Raw genomic sequence first — 15,143 nt, 5'->3', positions numbered from 1 at the left:
TGGACGGGCCTACAGCGGCATCGCCAGTTCGCTGATGAGGACAGCCACGGCGAGGACGGTTTCCACGGCCCCGATGACGGCCGCCTTCATGCGAGGCCGGCGGGGAAGCCAGGCGGCGCGGATGAGGAGCGCGGCGAACACCACGCCGAGCCACGGCTCCCAGAGCGTCACGACGCCCAGCGCGGCCGCGTGGTAGGTCACGGATACCCAATAGTGCGGGCGTGAGCCGTGTTCCCGGATCATCGACTTCACGTACACGACCGTGCCGACCAGGTATAGCCAGGTGAGGACCGCGAGCGGGATGGCCGGCCGCCAGTCCAGGCCGGCCGTCACGGGAACAATGAGAGCCATCTGGGACGCCATGGTGACCGACGCGATCCCATTGATGGTGGATCGCTCGTGGCCAATGGCGGTGAGCCACACGTTGACGCCCACCAGTGTCGCGAACACTGGCACGAACCACAGCACCGCGGGGCGTGCGACCGCGACCGGCACCAGGCTGGCGGCGCACACGGCACCGAAGGTCAGGACCTGGGGGCGCACTTTCGCCCACCGGCGGGTCTTCACCCCGACCAGGAAGTGATGGCTGGCGAGCCACCCGGTGAGCCACCCGACCAGCAGTGGCGCGTGCCACCAGTCCAGACCGAGGCGCAGGCCCGCAAGGAAGGGCAGCAGCAGCATCGCCCAGACGCCGTGCTGGGGCGGGATCCAAGCGCGCACTGAGCGTCGCCGGGGTCGACGGTGAGGGGCAGCGGTACGGGCCGATGCTTCGGTCACTGAGGGGCGCGAAGTCGCGCGGGCGGTCCGGGGGCGGTCCGCGGGAACTCCGCCCCGGAGGGCGGAGCCTGGCATTAGCGGAAGTTCACGAACTGGAGGTCGACGTCGACGTCGGCGCCCTTGAGCAACTGAATGGTCTTCTGGAGGTCGTCGCGAGACTTGGAGGACACTCGCAGCTCGTCACCCTGGATCTGCGACTTCACCGTCTTGGGGCCTTCCTCGCGGATGATCTTGCCAAGCTTCTTGGCGGTCTCCTGCGTGATGCCTTCCTTGAGGTCGGCGACCAAGCGGAACTCCTTGCCGGAAGCGACCGGGTCGCCGTAGTCCAGGGACTTCATCGAGATGCCGCGCTTGGCGAGCTTGGCAATGAGGACGTCGAGGACGGCCTTGACGCGCTCCTCCGAGTTGGCCTTCATGAGGATCGCGTCGCCGGTGGGCTCCACGGACGCACCCACACCGCGGAAGTCGTAGCGCTGGTTGATCTCCTTGATCGCCTGATTCACAGCGTTGTCGACCTCTTGGCGGTCAATCTTGGAAACGACGTCGAAGCTGCTGTCACCGGCCATGGTGTCCTCCTCAGTAGTGGTCTGATGGGCCCCGTCCGCGCTGCGCATCCGCGGTGGGCGGGAGCCAGTTAGCGTTGAGGGCCATTTGCTTGCTATCCTTCCATGCGCGCCAGGTTGCAGTTGGACCCGGAGCACGGCAGGTTGCCCGAGCGGCCAAAGGGAGCTGACTGTAAATCAGCCGTCACTGACTTCGGGGGTTCGAATCCCTCACCTGCCACCACGTGGAAAGCCCGGCCTCGGCCGGGCTTTTTGCATCCGTCCCCTACGCTCGCGAATGTGAGCGACACCATCACGATCCGCGCGGCAACCGACGCAGACTGGCCGGGAGTCTGGGCGGTCCTCGAGCCGGTGTTCCGGGCGGGGGAGACGTATACCTACCCGCGGGACATTCGCGAAGAGAGTGCGCGGGCGTCCTGGCTGGGCGGCGAGCACACGCGGGTGCTGGTTGCGGTGGATGCTGGCCCGGGCGACATTGTGGGGACCGCCAAGTACCTGCCCAACCACCCAGGGGCCGGGGCACACGTGGCGAACGCGAGTTTCGCCGTAGCGGCACGTGCAGCGGGGCGGGGTGTCGGCAGGGCGCTCGGCCAGGCGGTCATCGACGCGGCGCGGGCAGACGGCTACCGAGCCATACAGTTCAACGCCGTCGTAGATACGAATGTCGCGGCCGTCCGCTTGTGGGAGTCGCTCGGCTTTGCGACGCTCGCCACGGTTCCTGAGGCTTTTGCGCACCCGACGCTGGGGCCCGTGGGACTGCGCATCATGCACCGTTTTCTCTGACGCCCCGCCAGGAGGGGAAACGCATTGGCGGCGCCGCCCACGCGAGCATTCTCGGGAATGAGAACTTCCTCACACGAGCGTGAATCCGCACGCACTGGCGGGCTACAGTCACCCGAAGTCACACGCTGAGGGAGCTTCATGACTGACAACGGCAGCGCTGCGCCCGGATGGTACGCGCCTGACCCCGCCCGGCCTCACGATCTGCGGTACTGGGACGGCTTGGCCTGGGCCCCGCAAGGCACCTCGGTAGCGAACACCGCCCACGCGCCTGCCGCCGGCGCTAACCCGCCGCCCCCGGAAACCGTTCCTGTGCGCGCGGTACGGCGTCAACGCCCGTGGTGGACCTCCTGGCCCGCGATCGCCGTGGGCTTCTTTCTGTGCGTGTTCCCCGGCCTGGTGCTGCTGTGGATGCGACGGGGGACTCACCTTGCGATCAAAGTAGGGGCCACGATGGGTGTCCTCGTGCTCTTCATCGCAATCGGGTCGGCGGGCAGCAGCGAGGAGCAGCCGTCGGCCGCCGCTGAGCCCACGCCCACGCCCACGGCGACCGCGCCATCGGCGACCCCGAGCCCCAGCCCCAGCCTCAGCGCGACCGCGACGCCCAGCCCCACGGCATCGGCCCTGTCAACGCCGACGCCGGCGCCCACACCCACCCCGAGTCCCTCCCAGACGCTCACGGACGGCACCGCCGCCGCGGCTCTTGTGGCCCTCGAGGTCAAGGCGGAGCAGGCGCAGTCTCCCTACGAGCGCGAAGCGTTCGGCGACGGCTGGGTGGACGTGGACCGCAACGGCTGCGACACCCGCAACGACATGCTCATCCTGCGGCTATACGAGCGCGACATGAGCGGCTCATGCACCGTCACGTCGGGACGCCTCACCGACCCGTTCACGGGAACGTCCATCTGGTTCGAGCGCGGCGGCGCGAGCGAGGTCGACATCGACCACCTGGTCGCGCTGTCCGCGGCGTGGGTGACGGGCGCCTCCGAGTGGGACTACGCCACGCGCGTGGCGTTTGCGAATGACCCGCTGAACCTCGAGCCCGTTGACGCCGGTGAGAACCGCTCCAAGGGCGACGACGACGCCTCCGAGTGGCTCCCGCCGCACCGCGACTTCCACTGCCAGTACGTGGCCCGCCAGATCGCGATCAAAGGCAAGTACGGCTTGTGGGTAACTCCCGCGGAGTCGAGCGCGATGGAGCGCGTCCTGGGCGCCTGCCCCGACGAGCCGCTGCCTGCCGCGGGGGAGGTCATCGCACTCGACATTGAGGAGCCCGCGCCTGCCGCGCCGCCAGAGCCCGAGCCGGAGCCGGAACCCAAGCCTAAGAAGACGGCCGATGCCGGGGAGACGTCCGAGGACATCGATCAGAACTACGGCGCGTGCTACAAGCTGCCGGCGGGCAAGGGTCCGTACGTCAAGGGCGTTGACCCCGAGTACGCGTTCTATCAGGACCGCGACGGCGACGGGGTGGTGTGCGAGTAGTGCGTCACGGGCTGGCCTGCGGTGAGCGAGGCCCGCGCATCTAGAACGCGTTGGTTGGTCGAGCCCCGGTGCGCCAGTGACAGGTCCCGCAGGCCCTCCTCGTAGGTGCCGTCGACCAGCACATCGAGCATGGACAGCAACTCCTGTTTATCTTCGGAATCCGCCACGAGCTGCTCAAAGGTGTAGCCGGACCACGCCCAGACATCGCGCTCGCTGCCAAACTCCGTGCGTAGCCGGCGCGTGACGGACAGCGCCACCTGGGTGTTGAGGAACGGCTCACCGCCCAGCAGGGACAGGCCTTGCACGGCCGGGTGCGCGAGGTCAGCGATGATCCGGTCTTCGAGGTCGCGCGAGTAGGGCTGACCGCAGCGGAAGGACCATGCCGCCTCGTTGTAGCAGCCGTCGCACTTGAACAGGCAGCCGGCGACATACAGCGAGCAGCGCACCCCTTCCCCGTCCACGAAACTGAACGGCTTGTAGTCCGCGACGTAGGAGTGCGACACCTTCGTTGCCACCCACGTCCGGAGGTTCGGCTCGAGCGCCATGCCTACTCCCCGTCGGCGGGCGACCCGGCCCCGGCATCGGCCCGCCCCGCCCTGGCCCGCACGGAGCCGGGCATGTGCTTGACGCGGGCCGCGATTTCCTCGTGCCGGCCGTGCACCATGGGGCGCTGCTGCGGGTTGCCGAGGTAGCCGCAGGTGCGCTTGACGACGTCGCAGGTGCGCGGGTCGTCGTTGCCGCATTCGGGACACGCGAAGCCGCGCGCGGTCGGGTCAAAGTCGCCGGTGTAGCCGCACGCGTAGCACCGGTCGATGGGGGTGTTCGTGCCGAGGTAGCCCACGCGGTCGTAGGCGTAATCCCAGACCGCTTCTAGCGCCTTGGGGTTAGTGCGCAGCACTGGGTACTCGACGTAGTGGATGAACCCGCCGGAGGCGTACTCGGGGTACGGGGCCTCGAAGTCGAGCTTCTCAAAGGGGGTGGGGTTCTTGCGCACGTCGTAGTGGAAGGAGTTCGTGTAATAGTCCTTGTCGGTGATGTCCGGGACCGCACCAAAGCGTTCGCGGTCCATGCGGCAAAACCGGTCGGTCAGGGACTCGGACGGCGTGGAGTACACGGAGAAGTGGTACCCGGACTCCGCCTTCCACTGCGCCGCCGCATCGGCGAGCCGGCGCAGCACCGCGAGCGTCAACTCCTTGGCCTCGTGGTTGTCCTCCCACGCGCCGCCGTAGAACGCAGCCGCAACCTCATACAGCCCGATGTATCCCAACGAGATGGTCGCGCGGCCGTCGCGGAACAGGTCGTCGACGTCGTCCTCCACCGCAAGACGCTGCCCGAACGCACCGTGCACGTACAGGATGGGCGCGTTGGCTGGCACTGCTTCTTTGCACCGGCCGATGCGGTAGTTCAGGGCGTCGCGTACGGTCACTAGGCGCTGCTCGAGGAGGTCCCAGAATGCCTCCAGGTTGCCGTCGGCCTCGAGCGCGATGCGCGGCAGGTTGAGGGTGACGACACCGAGGTTCATGCGGCCGTTGACGACGTCCTTTCCGTCGGAGTCGGTCCACCCCTGAAGGAAGGAGCGGCACCCCATGGGCGCCTTGAAGGAGCCCGTGAGCTCGGTGATCTTGTCGTAGCTCAGCACGTCCGGGTACATGCGCTCGGTGGCGCACGCGACCGCAAGTTCCTTCACGTCGTAGTTGGGGTCGCTTGGCTCGAGGTTCACGCCGCGGCGCAGCGTGAACAGGAGCTTGGGGAAGATCGCGGTGCGGCCCTCTTTGCCCAGTCCACGCAGGCGAATGCGCAGGATGGCCTTCTGGATCTCCCGCTCGTGCCACCCGGTGCCCAGCCCAAAGCCCACGGAGGTGAAGGGCGTCTGCCCGTTGGACGTGAACAGGGTATTGATCTCGTATTCGAGGGACTGCATGGCGTCCTCGATGTCCTTGCGCGTGCGCTCGCGCGCGTAGTCCTCGTGCTTGGCTGGGTCCTCGATCCATTGCCGCGCGTGGGCGAGGTGCTTGTCGAAGTTCCGTGCGGAGTAGGGGGCCAGCACCTCGTCGATGCGGTCCACGGTGCAGCCGCCATATTGGCTTGAAGACACGTTGGCGATGATCTGCGAGATCTGCGCGGTCGCGGTCTGGATGGAGCGGGGCGGCTCAATCTCCGCGTTGCCCATACGGAAGCCGTGCGCAAACATCTCGGGCACGTCGATGAGGCAGCAGTTCGTCATAGGCGCGTACGGCTGGTAGTCCAGGTCGTGCACGTGGATGTCGCCCTTGGTGTGTGCGTTGGCGACGTGCGCGGGTAGGAGGCGCAGCCCAATCGCCTTGCCGACCATGCCTGCCGTGAGGTCGCGTTGGGTGTTGAAGACGTCGGCGTCCTTGTTGGCGTTCTCGTTCACCACCGCCTGATCCTTGTCCAGGAGGGTGGAGATGGTGTGGTTAAGATCCGTCGCGCGGGCGCGGGCAAAGTCGCGTTGCACGCGGTAGTCGATGTACGCGCGGGCGACCTCGTACTCTCCTGCGGCCAGCAGCTCGTGCTCCACGGCCGACTGGATCTCGTAGATCTTGACTGCGCCCTGGCGTGAGGTGAGCTCGGCGATGATGCGCTCGGTGAGGGGGCCGATGCGCGGGTCGCCCTGCGTAGGTGCGTCACCGGAGCGCGGCGCGGGTGCGTGGAGGCTGGAGGAGTGCTCCGCGCTCGGGTGCTGGCCGTGGACGGCCGCGAACGCTTTGCGAAGCGCTGCCGTGATCCGCTCGGGCTGAAAGTCCAGCGTGCGGCCGTCGCGCTTGACCACCTGGAGGGGGACGCTCGTCATGGTCGCGGCGGAGGTGTGGACGGCAGTGCCGCGTGGGGCAGCGCTCGATTGGGCACTGCTGAGCGTGCTCGGTTGGGTGGTCGTCATGGTCCCCTCCGGTGTGTGCGCGGCGCTAGCCAGCAGACCGCCCAGACGGGGCGCGGCCACTACATCTAGTGCCTTGGTGTGAATCTGACACTAGATGTGCCGTGGCGAGGAATCTGGGCCCAAAGTCCCACACCGCGCTTTATAGCGCCGTGAACGATGGCCACGACACGCGGCGGACGGCCGCTCCAAGGCCCGGATTCAGCAGCGCGCCCGTGGCACTCATGACAGCGTCAGCGCCCGCCGCGGCATACGTCTCCGCGTCGTCAGCCGTCATCACCCCTCCCACGCCAATGATGGTGACGTCCGCCCCGGCATCCGCCCTATGCCGCACGAGCCTGCGCACCATGTCGAGGCCCGCCCACCGGATACTTGCCCCGCACACGCCGGCGCGCTCGCGGCCTTTGCCTGGCAGAGCCTGCTGGCCGCCGGCGTCCACCAGGGTGGCGGGAATGGTGTTGATCGCGGCGTACCCGTCGACGATCCCCGCCGTGGCGTTCACGAGCAGGCGCAACGCCGCGTCGTCGGCAAAGTAGGCCAACTTCAGCACCAAGGGAAGGTCGCCGATCTCCTCTTTGACCGCGGCGGCAATGCGCGCGACGAGCTCGGTGTCGAAGCACAGCAGTGACCCCGTGCCTTCATTGGGGCACGAGAGGTTCATCTCGAGGACTGGCGCCCCCGTCTGGGCCGTGAGCCGCGCGGCGGTGACGTGATCCGCGATGTACGCGGCATCGCCGCCCTGGGCGAGTGGCCTGCTCCCCTGGAATGACCCCACCAGGACCTGACCCTCTGCCGCGGAGGCGACGGCGCGCGCCATGTCCGGTTGCCACTCGTCGGGGTTGCGTGAGGGGACGCCAAATGAGTTGGAGATCGATGTGGCCTGGTCCAGGGCGTCGTCCGCGAGTACGGGGGCGGCGCGGTCCGGCAGGAGATCGCCTTCGACGTGGACAGCGAGGGTATGGGGAAAGGGGTGGGCAGGGTGGGCGCGGGTGCGCACGGTCTTGTACACCGCGATGTCGAAGCGGTGCTCAAACGCGGCCTCACAGAACGCGGCATTGACCAGGGGGCCGGCCGGGATGCCAAAGGGGCGGTGGACCGCGTTGCCCAAGAAGTCCATCTCCGGAACGCCGGGCTCGGCGTGTTCCGCCGGAGTTGCGAAGGCGCCAAAGGGGCCGTGCTCGCGATTGTGCTCGTAGGTGGCGCGCGGGTCGTAGAACCAGGTCACCCCCTGACCATACGCACGAGCGGGGTGAGCAGGCCGGGACTTTCGGGCCTGCTCACCCCGCTCGAGCGAGGGTGCCGGCGGCGTACCGCCGGCGTGGCTGCTATTCGATGACGCGCTTGGAGCCGCCCTCGATGGCGACAAACTTGCCGCGCTCGATCACGACGTTGTCCATGTCCTCCAGCTCCATGCCCTTGGTCTCCGGAACACGGAAGAACACGAACACCAGCGATAGGAGCGCCATAGTCGCGTAGAAGCCGTAGGCGAACGTCAGCCCAATGTCCGCGAAAATCGGGAAGGTCATGGTGATGGCCCAGTTCGCCAGCCACTGTGCTGCCGCAGCCACGGCCAGCGCCGTCGCGCGAATGCGGTTGGGGAAGATCTCGCCAAGGAGCACCCACACCACGGGTCCCCACGTGGCGCCAAAGAACACCACAAAGGCGTTGGCACCAACCAAGGCGATGCTGTCCCACGGTCCGTTCAGGATGGCTTCGCCGTCCGCGTCGAGGGTGGCGGTCGAGAACGCGACCGCCATGATGCCCAGCGACACCGTCATGCCAGCGGATCCGATGAGGAGCAGCAGGCGACGGCCAATCCGGTCCACCAGCAAGATAGCCACGATCGTGACCACGATGTTGGTGACGGAGGTGATGGTGGACGTGAGGAACGCCTCGGACTCGTCGAAGCCCACCGACTGCCACAGCGACGTGGAGTAGTAGAAGATCACGTTGATACCGACAAACTGCTGGAAGACGCTCAGCAGGATGCCGACCCATACGATCGGCTTGAGGCCTAGGCGGTCTCCGCGTAGGTCGCGCAGCGACTGCTTTTCCTCGGTGCCCAGCGACCGCTCAATCTCTGCGATGCGGTGGTCAACGTTCTGCTCGCCAGAGAACTCGCGCAGAATGACCGCGGCTTCTTCCGACTTACCGCGGTACACGAGGTAGCGCGGCGACTCGGGGAGCTTGAGGGCCGCCAGGCCGTAAATGACGGCGGGGATGAAGCACATGATGAACATCCAGCGCCAGGCCTCGACGCCGAACCAGAGGTCGTTGGAGGCGCCACCGGCAGCCTCCGCGAGCAGTTGGTCAGACAGCAGGGCCGCGAAGATGCCCAGCACGATCGCCATTTGCTGGAGTGAGGCCAGGCGTCCGCGGAACTTCGCGGGCGCCACCTCGGAGATGTAGGCCGGTGCAATGACGGATGCGGCACCGATCGCCAGACCGCCGGCAATGCGCCACAGCATCAAATCCCATACGGCGAACGCGAAACCCGAGCCGAGCGCTGAGACTAGGAACAAGATCGCAGAAATGACCATGACCGGGATGCGGCCAAAGCGGTTGGCGATGCTTCCGGCAAACCATGCGCCCACCGCGCACCCCAACAGCGCGGAGGCGACGACAAAGCCTGACAGCGCCTCGGAGAGCGCGAATTCTTTGTCGATGGACTCGACTGCGCCGTTGATGACGGAAGAGTCGAAGCCAAAGAGGAAGCCGCCCAGAGCCGCGCCCACGCTAATGGCGATCACTCTGCGGTTGAGTTTGGCGCTCGCTATCGGAGCCGGGGACTCGGTGCTCACGTGTGTCTCCTTTGATCCAAGGCAGGCGGATGGCTGGCCTGCACCGTTATGGTCCTCACCCTAGTTGCCGTGGCGGTGGGGCGCTCAAGTTGTCGAGGCCTCATGCCCCCGGTGTGTCGCCAACGGCTTGGTGTAGGGCGGGCGCAAGGTTGCCCCTGCTAGCGACAACAATGTGAGGTGCGGCCAGCCAGCGCGAGAGCGTGCGCAGTTCCGCCGCTGCGGCGCGCGCCGTCGTGTGGTCGCTCAGGCGCCGTGAGCCGGGGGCACCATGCGGCTGTGCCCAGGCGGCCTGCACCATGAGGGTGCCGGACTTGCGGTCAACTTTGAGGTCGAACCTGCCCGCCATCTGATCGCCGATGAGCAGCGGAAGGCAGTAATAGCCGTACTGCCGCTTGGCCGCGGGGGTGTAAATCTCGATGCGGTAGTCCATGCCAAACATGCGCTCGAGGCGCGGTCGGTACCAACACGCCGGATCGAACGGGCTCAGCAACGCAGCGCCAGTGGTGCGCCCGGGGTCGACGGCATCGGCCGCCACTAGTGCAGGCTCTCCCCAGCCCTCGACCTCCACCCACGTGGCGAGCCCCCGTTCCACGGCGGACGCCGCCCATACCTTCGCTCCGGCCACGTCGCGCGTGCGGGGACCGGCTTGGAAGGAGAGTCGGAAGTGGTCGCATACGTCCTTGGGGGTGCCGATGCCGACCGCAGCCAGTGCGCGGTCAAAGAGGGCCTGGCGCGCGGCGTCGGCCGGAACTCCCCAGTCACCCTCGCTTGCGCGCGGGAGCCCCCACGCCCGCTGGGTGGAGTCATAGGTGCGCGCGAAGTGGCGCCCGCGCGAGGCAGCCACCTCGCCGGTGATGAACAAGTACTCCAGCGCAACCTTGACGTGGCTTGAGTCCCACCACGGTCCCTTGCGGCCGGTGCGTGGCGCGAGGTGCTCGATGTCGCCGGCGGTCACGGGCCCGGCGTCCTCGACGGCAGCGAGGACTGCGGCGATAAGGCCGGGACGCTCCGCCTCAAGCCCTTCCCGGGTGCGCGCCTGCCACGACGATCCCGCCGCCATGCGGTGGTGCATGAGCGGCAGAAGGTCGCGCGGCATCACGGAGGCCTCATGCCCCCAGTGTTCGAACGCATTCTCAGCATGGCCTGACTCGTGACCCCACAGCGCGTGATCAGCCATCGCGGTGTCATAGGGGCCCAGCCTCGAATACAGGGGCATGTAGTGCGCTCGCGCAAGCACATTCACCGTGTCCAGTTGCAGGATGCCCTGGCGCTCGAGGTAGCCAGCGATGTCCCGCGGACGCACGGCCTTACGAGGACGCGCGCGCCCCAGGCCCTGGCGGTGCAGGAAGACGCGGCGGGCTTCTTTGGCGCTCACAGAGGTCGTCACAACGCCACCCTAGAGTGTGGGGGTGACACGGACGCGGGAGTGGTCGTCGAGGGGCCCCGGCGACCAAAACTTCGCCGATTTCACTTCTCGCTCCAAGTCCGTGTACCCTAGTCCGGCTGGCCCCGATAGCTCAGTCGGCAGAGCGTTTCCATGGTAAGGAAAAGGTCCAGGGTTCGATTCCCTGTCGGGGCTCCAAGGATGGGTGCCGTCGCATCTCGGTCGAGAAGCGGCGGCTGTCCCATTCTCGCGGCGGGGTAGCTCAGTTGGTTAGAGCACACGACTCATAATCGTGGGGTCGCGGGTTCAAGTCCCGCCCTCGCTACGACGCAGACACGACGTCTGCGACCGCGCCCGTCAGGCGCGTCATCACAAGGCTGGGAGAGACCCATGGCAAAGAACGACGTTCGCCCGAAGATCACGCTGGCATGCACCGAGTGCAAGGACCGCAACTACATCACGCGCAAGAACCGTCGCAACAACCCCGACCGCGTGGAGCTCTCCAAGTTCTGCCGGAAGTGCGGCAAGCACACCGCGCACCGCGAGACGCGCTAAGCACAACCTCTTCAGCGTTGGCCCGGTACCGAAAGGTGCCGGGCCTTCGTGCATCCCCAGCCCCCTATCCCCGCCAAATGGAACCATTTCGCAGTTATAGGTGCCCATAACGTCCGGAAAGTGCCACTGGGAGCCGCATTGCGAGCGCGCCATGCCACACTGCCCTCGTGACGCCCACCTCACTAGGCCATCCGAGCATCGGCCGCCCGAGCGACACGAACCCGAGCGACACGAACCCGAGCATCGGCCGCCGTCTTGCGTTGATCGCTGGTGCTGCATGCGCATTTGCGACGGCCCTGACGGTCCTCGCCCGCGCGACCGGGTTTGAGTGGGGCCCCTTCGCGTGGCTGGTCGCACTCACCCCGTGGGCGCTTGTGGGCATCGCGGCGTGTGTCGCGCTGGCCGCAGGCGCGCGGTCGTGGCGCCTAGCGGCCGTCGCAGCGGTGATCGCCGTGCCGCTGACGTGGTGGCAGTTGCCCGTGTGGACGGCCGATGCCCCGCGCGAGTCCGCATCGACGCTCACCGTCGCCTCGGTGAGCCTGACGTTCGGGCGAGCAGACGCGCATGAGGTCGTCGCGCTCGTGAAGAACCATGGTGTTGACCTTCTCGCGCTGCAAGAGCTCACCCCGGAGGCGGCCGATGCCTTGGCTGAGGCCGGGCTGTCCACGCACCTTCCCTACAGCGCGGCGTTCCCAGAACCTGGGTACGTAGGCGTGGGGCTGTGGTCGCGGCTAGCGCTGGAATCCGCGGAGTCGGTGGACGGCTTCACCTCTCATTTGGTGCGCGCCGGTGTCGCAACCGAGCAGGGGCCACTGACCGTCCTCGCGCCCCACCCGGCAGCGCCTGGCCCGTTCTCCACCGATGCCTGGCGAGCGGACACCGAAGCGTTGGTCGATCTGCTCGCGGCGCAGGACGGCCCCACGCTCGTGGTGGGAGACCTCAACATGACGCGTGACCACCGGGCGTTCCGCGCCCTCGAGGACCGTGGCTACGCGAGCGCGGCGGACCAAGCAGGAGCCGGGTGGGTGATGTCGTTTCCGCACGGGAGGTTGCCGTTCCCGGTCGCTGGGATCGACCACGTGTTGCTTCGTGGCGGTCCCTTTGCTGCTCAGGCGGTGAGCACGGCGCCGGTTTCAGGTGCGGACCACCTCGCGCTTGTCGCTCAACTCGGCGCCCCCTAGCAGGGCAAATGGCCGCCTGTCTGAAACCGGTCACACACGTCCGGTTGAGGCAGGTACGCTATCGCCCGTCGCCACAGCGTTGCACCCGTGCAACGCTCACGTCACGATGGCCGACTGGCGGCATCACCGTTGGGAACTCAGCACCCATCAAGTTACTGAGGAGCATTTATGTCCGCGCCCGTTACTGAGCGCACCGGCATCGCCGGCACACTCGATTCCTACTTTTCAATCTCGAGCCGGGGGTCCACCTTCGGCCAAGAGATCCGAGGAGGACTCACCACCTTCTTCACGATGTCCTACATCGTGGTTCTTAACCCCCTGATCATCGGTACCGTCGCGGACGGGCAGGGCAACTTCCTGGGCGGCGGCACTGAGCCCAACCTTGCCCTCGTCGCAGCCGCCACCGCTTTGGTCGCCGGACTCCTGTCCATCGTCATGGGTGTGTGGGCGCGGTTCCCGCTCGCCATGGCTGCCGGCCTGGGCATCAACGCCTTCTTGGCCTACTCCATTGCCTCGCGCGAGGGCATGTCCTGGCCGGAGGCCATGGGCTTTGTGGTCATCGAGGGCATCATCATTTTCATTTTGGTGCTCACGAACTTCCGCAAGGCCGTGTTCGCGGCCGTGCCGGCCTTCTTGAAGCAGGCCATCGCGGTCGGCATCGGCCTGTTCCTGGCATTCATTGGCCTGTACGACGCCGGCATTGTCACCACCGGCGCTGGCACGCCCACGCAGTTTGGCAACGGCGGGTACATCTCGACGTGGCCCATGGTTGTCTTCGTCATCGGCCTGTTCACCGCAATCGTGCTGATGGCCAAGAAGGTTCGCGGTGCGCTGCTGATCTCGATCATCGTCGCGACCGTGGTGGCCGTCATTGTGGAGGCCGTCGCCAGCCTGGGCGCCAAGAGCGGTGAGAACCCTGACGGCTGGGCGCTCGTGGTCCCCGCGGTGCCGGACTCCGTGGTGTCCGCGCCGGACTTCTCGCTCGTGGGCCAGGTCGACCTGTTCGGCGGCTTCACGTCGCTGCCCGTCCTGACCGCGCTGCTGATGATCTTCTCGCTGCTCATCACCGACTTCTTCGACACCATGGGCACCATGACCGCCGTGGGTGCCGAGGCCGGCCTGAACGACAAGGACGGTAACCCGCCCCGCACGCAGCAGATCCTGCTCGTTGACTCCGTGGGTGCCGCTGCCGGTGGTCTGGGCTCCGTGAGCTCGAACACCTCGTACATCGAGTCTGCCGCAGGTGTGGGTGATGGTGCGCGGACCGGGTTCGCGTCGGTGATCACCGGTGTCGCGTTCCTGTTGTCGACCTTCCTGACCCCGCTGTACGCGTTGGTGCCGTTCGAGGCCGCCACGCCGGTGCTGGTCGTGGTGGGCTTCCTGATGGTGTCGCAGGTGGCGGGCATTGACTGGAAGGACTACCGGATCGCGATCCCCGCGTTCCTGACGTTCATCATCATGCCCTTTGGCTACTCGATCTCCGCCGGAATTGGCGTGGGCTTCATCTCCTTTGTGGTGCTCCAGGTCTTCACCGGCGGCGCTCGCAAGGTTCACCCCCTGATGTGGGGTGCCGCCGGCGCGTTCGTGGTCTACTTCGCGCTTGGTCCCATCGTGGAGGCGCTGGGCTAAACCCCGCCGCTCATACGGGCCGATGCCCGGGCCGACCTCCGTACGGAGGCGCACCCGGGCATCGGCCCGCTGTGCTTTCCCGCCCAGCCCACCCGCGCCCCGGCCCAGCCCGCCAAATGGAACCATTTCGCAGTTATGGCCCCCTAAAACAGCCGAATGGCTCCATTTGGCGGGAGAGGTGGGGCCGTCGGCGCGGTTCGCTAGGCTGGCCACGTGCCAGTTAACGCAGATGCAGTGGGCCGCTCATACGGCCCCTTTGAGCCGTACGAGGTGACGCGCGTCAAGATTCGCGAGTTCGCCGACGCCGTCGATGCCTACTCCGGCGCCCACCGCGATGTCGCGGTCGCGCAGGCGGAAGGCTTCCACGACCTGGTCGCCCCCACGACCTTCGCAGTGGTGATCGCGCAAAAGGCCGAGTTTCACGTCGTGACGGACCCCGAGGTCGGCGTCGACTTTTCCATGGTGGTGCACGGCGAAGAGCGCTTCACCCACGTGCGCCCCCTGGTGGCCGGTGACGTCATCTACACGACCGTGCACATCGACTCCATCAAGCAGCGCGCGGGCATCTCGATGGTGACCACGCGAGCTGAACTCACGGACGCCGACGGTGCTCCCGTGTCTACCGTCACCTCGACCCTGGCTGTGAGGGAGTCCGCATGACCGAGTCCACGAGTCCCAGCTTCGATGGCCTCGAGGTAGGCCAGGTGGTCGCCGAGCGCGAGGTGGCGCTGACGCGCGACACCTTGGTCCGCTACGCGGGTGCGTCAGGAGACTTCAACCCCATTCACTACAACGATGTCATCGCCGAGGAGGTGGGCCTGCCCGGCGTGATCGCGCACGGCATGCTCACCATGGGCGTGGGCGCGTCGGTGGTTGAGGAGTGGGCTGGTGCGGGCAATGTCTCCGACTACCAGGTGCGCTTCACGCGCCCCATTCCCGTGCCGAACCCAGGCGAGGCCCGCGTTCAGGTGAGCGCGAAGATTGGCGCGCTCGACGAGGAACGCCGCACCGCGCGCGTGGATCTGACCGTCGAGTTCGACGGCGCCAAGGTCCTTGGCAAGGCGCAGGCGGTCGTCGACTGCGAGTAGGGCCGAT

General features: G+C 67.1%; 14 protein-coding genes and 3 tRNA genes. 10 read left to right on the top strand and 7 right to left on the bottom strand.

What is annotated here, in order from left to right; all coding sequences use genetic code 11:
* Window positions 1–9 precede the first annotated feature (9 nt).
* Together AOP75_RS03645 and AOP75_RS03640 are read right to left on the bottom strand one after the other, a co-directional pair.
* Window positions 10–720 (bottom strand): YwiC-like family protein, encoded by a 711-nt coding sequence (locus AOP75_RS03645; protein ID WP_161794528.1) that lies wholly within the window; start codon window positions 718–720, stop codon window positions 10–12.
* Between the two features lie 131 nt (window positions 721–851).
* Window positions 852–1,343: a YajQ family cyclic di-GMP-binding protein gene (locus AOP75_RS03640; RefSeq protein WP_062076970.1), complete on the bottom strand. Its 492-nt coding sequence runs from the start codon at window positions 1,341–1,343 to the stop codon at window positions 852–854.
* A 135-nt stretch (window positions 1,344–1,478) separates the two neighbouring features.
* On the opposite strand from AOP75_RS03640, the gene AOP75_RS03635 reads away from it, so the two are divergent.
* The 3 genes from AOP75_RS03635 to AOP75_RS12495 all read left to right on the top strand — a co-directional run bounded on the left by AOP75_RS03635 (window position 1,479) and on the right by AOP75_RS12495 (window position 3,602).
* Window positions 1,479–1,563, top strand: a tRNA-Tyr gene (locus AOP75_RS03635).
* A gap of 56 nt (window positions 1,564–1,619) precedes the next feature.
* Window positions 1,620–2,123 (top strand): GNAT family N-acetyltransferase, encoded by a 504-nt coding sequence (locus tag AOP75_RS03630; RefSeq protein WP_152649927.1) that lies wholly within the window; start codon window positions 1,620–1,622, stop codon window positions 2,121–2,123.
* 138 nt (window positions 2,124–2,261) lie between these two features.
* Window positions 2,262–3,602: a GmrSD restriction endonuclease domain-containing protein gene (locus AOP75_RS12495; protein ID WP_062076969.1), complete on the top strand. Its 1,341-nt coding sequence runs from the start codon at window positions 2,262–2,264 to the stop codon at window positions 3,600–3,602.
* On the opposite strand, the gene nrdG is transcribed toward AOP75_RS12495, so the two are convergent.
* From nrdG to AOP75_RS03600, 5 genes are all read right to left on the bottom strand, one after another.
* Window positions 3,566–4,147: an anaerobic ribonucleoside-triphosphate reductase activating protein gene (gene nrdG, locus AOP75_RS03620; protein ID WP_062076968.1), complete on the bottom strand. Its 582-nt coding sequence runs from the start codon at window positions 4,145–4,147 to the stop codon at window positions 3,566–3,568. The genes AOP75_RS12495 and nrdG overlap by 37 nt on opposite strands.
* Window positions 4,148–4,149: 2 nt before the next feature.
* The gene (gene nrdD / locus AOP75_RS03615) at window positions 4,150–6,501 is read right to left on the bottom strand and encodes an anaerobic ribonucleoside-triphosphate reductase (RefSeq protein ID WP_236683062.1); all 2,352 of its coding nucleotides are present in this window, start codon (window positions 6,499–6,501) and stop codon (window positions 4,150–4,152) included.
* A 139-nt stretch (window positions 6,502–6,640) separates the two neighbouring features.
* Entirely contained in the window at window positions 6,641–7,723 is a 1,083-nt protein-coding gene (locus AOP75_RS03610; protein ID WP_062076967.1) for a tRNA-dihydrouridine synthase, read from the bottom strand.
* A 100-nt stretch (window positions 7,724–7,823) separates the two neighbouring features.
* Window positions 7,824–9,299 (bottom strand): sugar porter family MFS transporter, encoded by a 1,476-nt coding sequence (locus tag AOP75_RS03605; protein WP_174435793.1) that lies wholly within the window; start codon window positions 9,297–9,299, stop codon window positions 7,824–7,826.
* Window positions 9,300–9,399: 100 nt separating this feature from the next.
* Window positions 9,400–10,686: a winged helix-turn-helix domain-containing protein gene (locus AOP75_RS03600; protein WP_062076966.1), complete on the bottom strand. Its 1,287-nt coding sequence runs from the start codon at window positions 10,684–10,686 to the stop codon at window positions 9,400–9,402.
* Between the two features lie 119 nt (window positions 10,687–10,805).
* Between AOP75_RS03600 and AOP75_RS03595 the strand changes: the two genes are divergently transcribed.
* The 7 genes from AOP75_RS03595 to AOP75_RS03565 all read left to right on the top strand — a co-directional run bounded on the left by AOP75_RS03595 (window position 10,806) and on the right by AOP75_RS03565 (window position 15,136).
* Window positions 10,806–10,881: transfer RNA gene (locus AOP75_RS03595), tRNA-Thr, on the top strand.
* A 53-nt stretch (window positions 10,882–10,934) separates the two neighbouring features.
* Window positions 10,935–11,008 (top strand) — tRNA-Met (locus AOP75_RS03590).
* Window positions 11,009–11,073: 65 nt separating this feature from the next.
* A complete protein-coding gene (rpmG, locus tag AOP75_RS03585; protein ID WP_042213233.1) occupies window positions 11,074–11,238 on the top strand; it encodes a 50S ribosomal protein L33 in 165 nt (54 codons plus the stop codon).
* A gap of 167 nt (window positions 11,239–11,405) precedes the next feature.
* Window positions 11,406–12,419, top strand: a complete 1,014-nt coding sequence (locus tag AOP75_RS03580; protein ID WP_062076965.1) for an endonuclease/exonuclease/phosphatase family protein — start codon at window positions 11,406–11,408, stop codon at window positions 12,417–12,419.
* Between the two features lie 168 nt (window positions 12,420–12,587).
* Window positions 12,588–14,048, top strand: a complete 1,461-nt coding sequence (locus AOP75_RS03575) for an NCS2 family permease (protein ID WP_062076964.1) — start codon at window positions 12,588–12,590, stop codon at window positions 14,046–14,048.
* Window positions 14,049–14,261: 213 nt separating this feature from the next.
* Window positions 14,262–14,708, top strand: a complete 447-nt coding sequence (locus AOP75_RS03570) for an FAS1-like dehydratase domain-containing protein (RefSeq protein WP_062076963.1) — start codon at window positions 14,262–14,264, stop codon at window positions 14,706–14,708.
* Window positions 14,705–15,136, top strand: a complete 432-nt coding sequence (locus AOP75_RS03565; RefSeq protein ID WP_062076962.1) for a MaoC family dehydratase — start codon at window positions 14,705–14,707, stop codon at window positions 15,134–15,136. The genes AOP75_RS03570 and AOP75_RS03565 overlap by 4 nt, the downstream gene beginning before the upstream one ends.
* Window positions 15,137–15,143 lie beyond the last annotated feature (7 nt).

It is taken from the genome of Demequina globuliformis, from assembly GCF_000975155.1.
Lineage (GTDB): Bacteria > Actinomycetota > Actinomycetes > Actinomycetales > Demequinaceae > Demequina > Demequina globuliformis.
The sequence above is the reverse complement of the archived record's forward strand: the minus strand, read 5'-3'. Positions and strand labels throughout refer to the sequence as shown.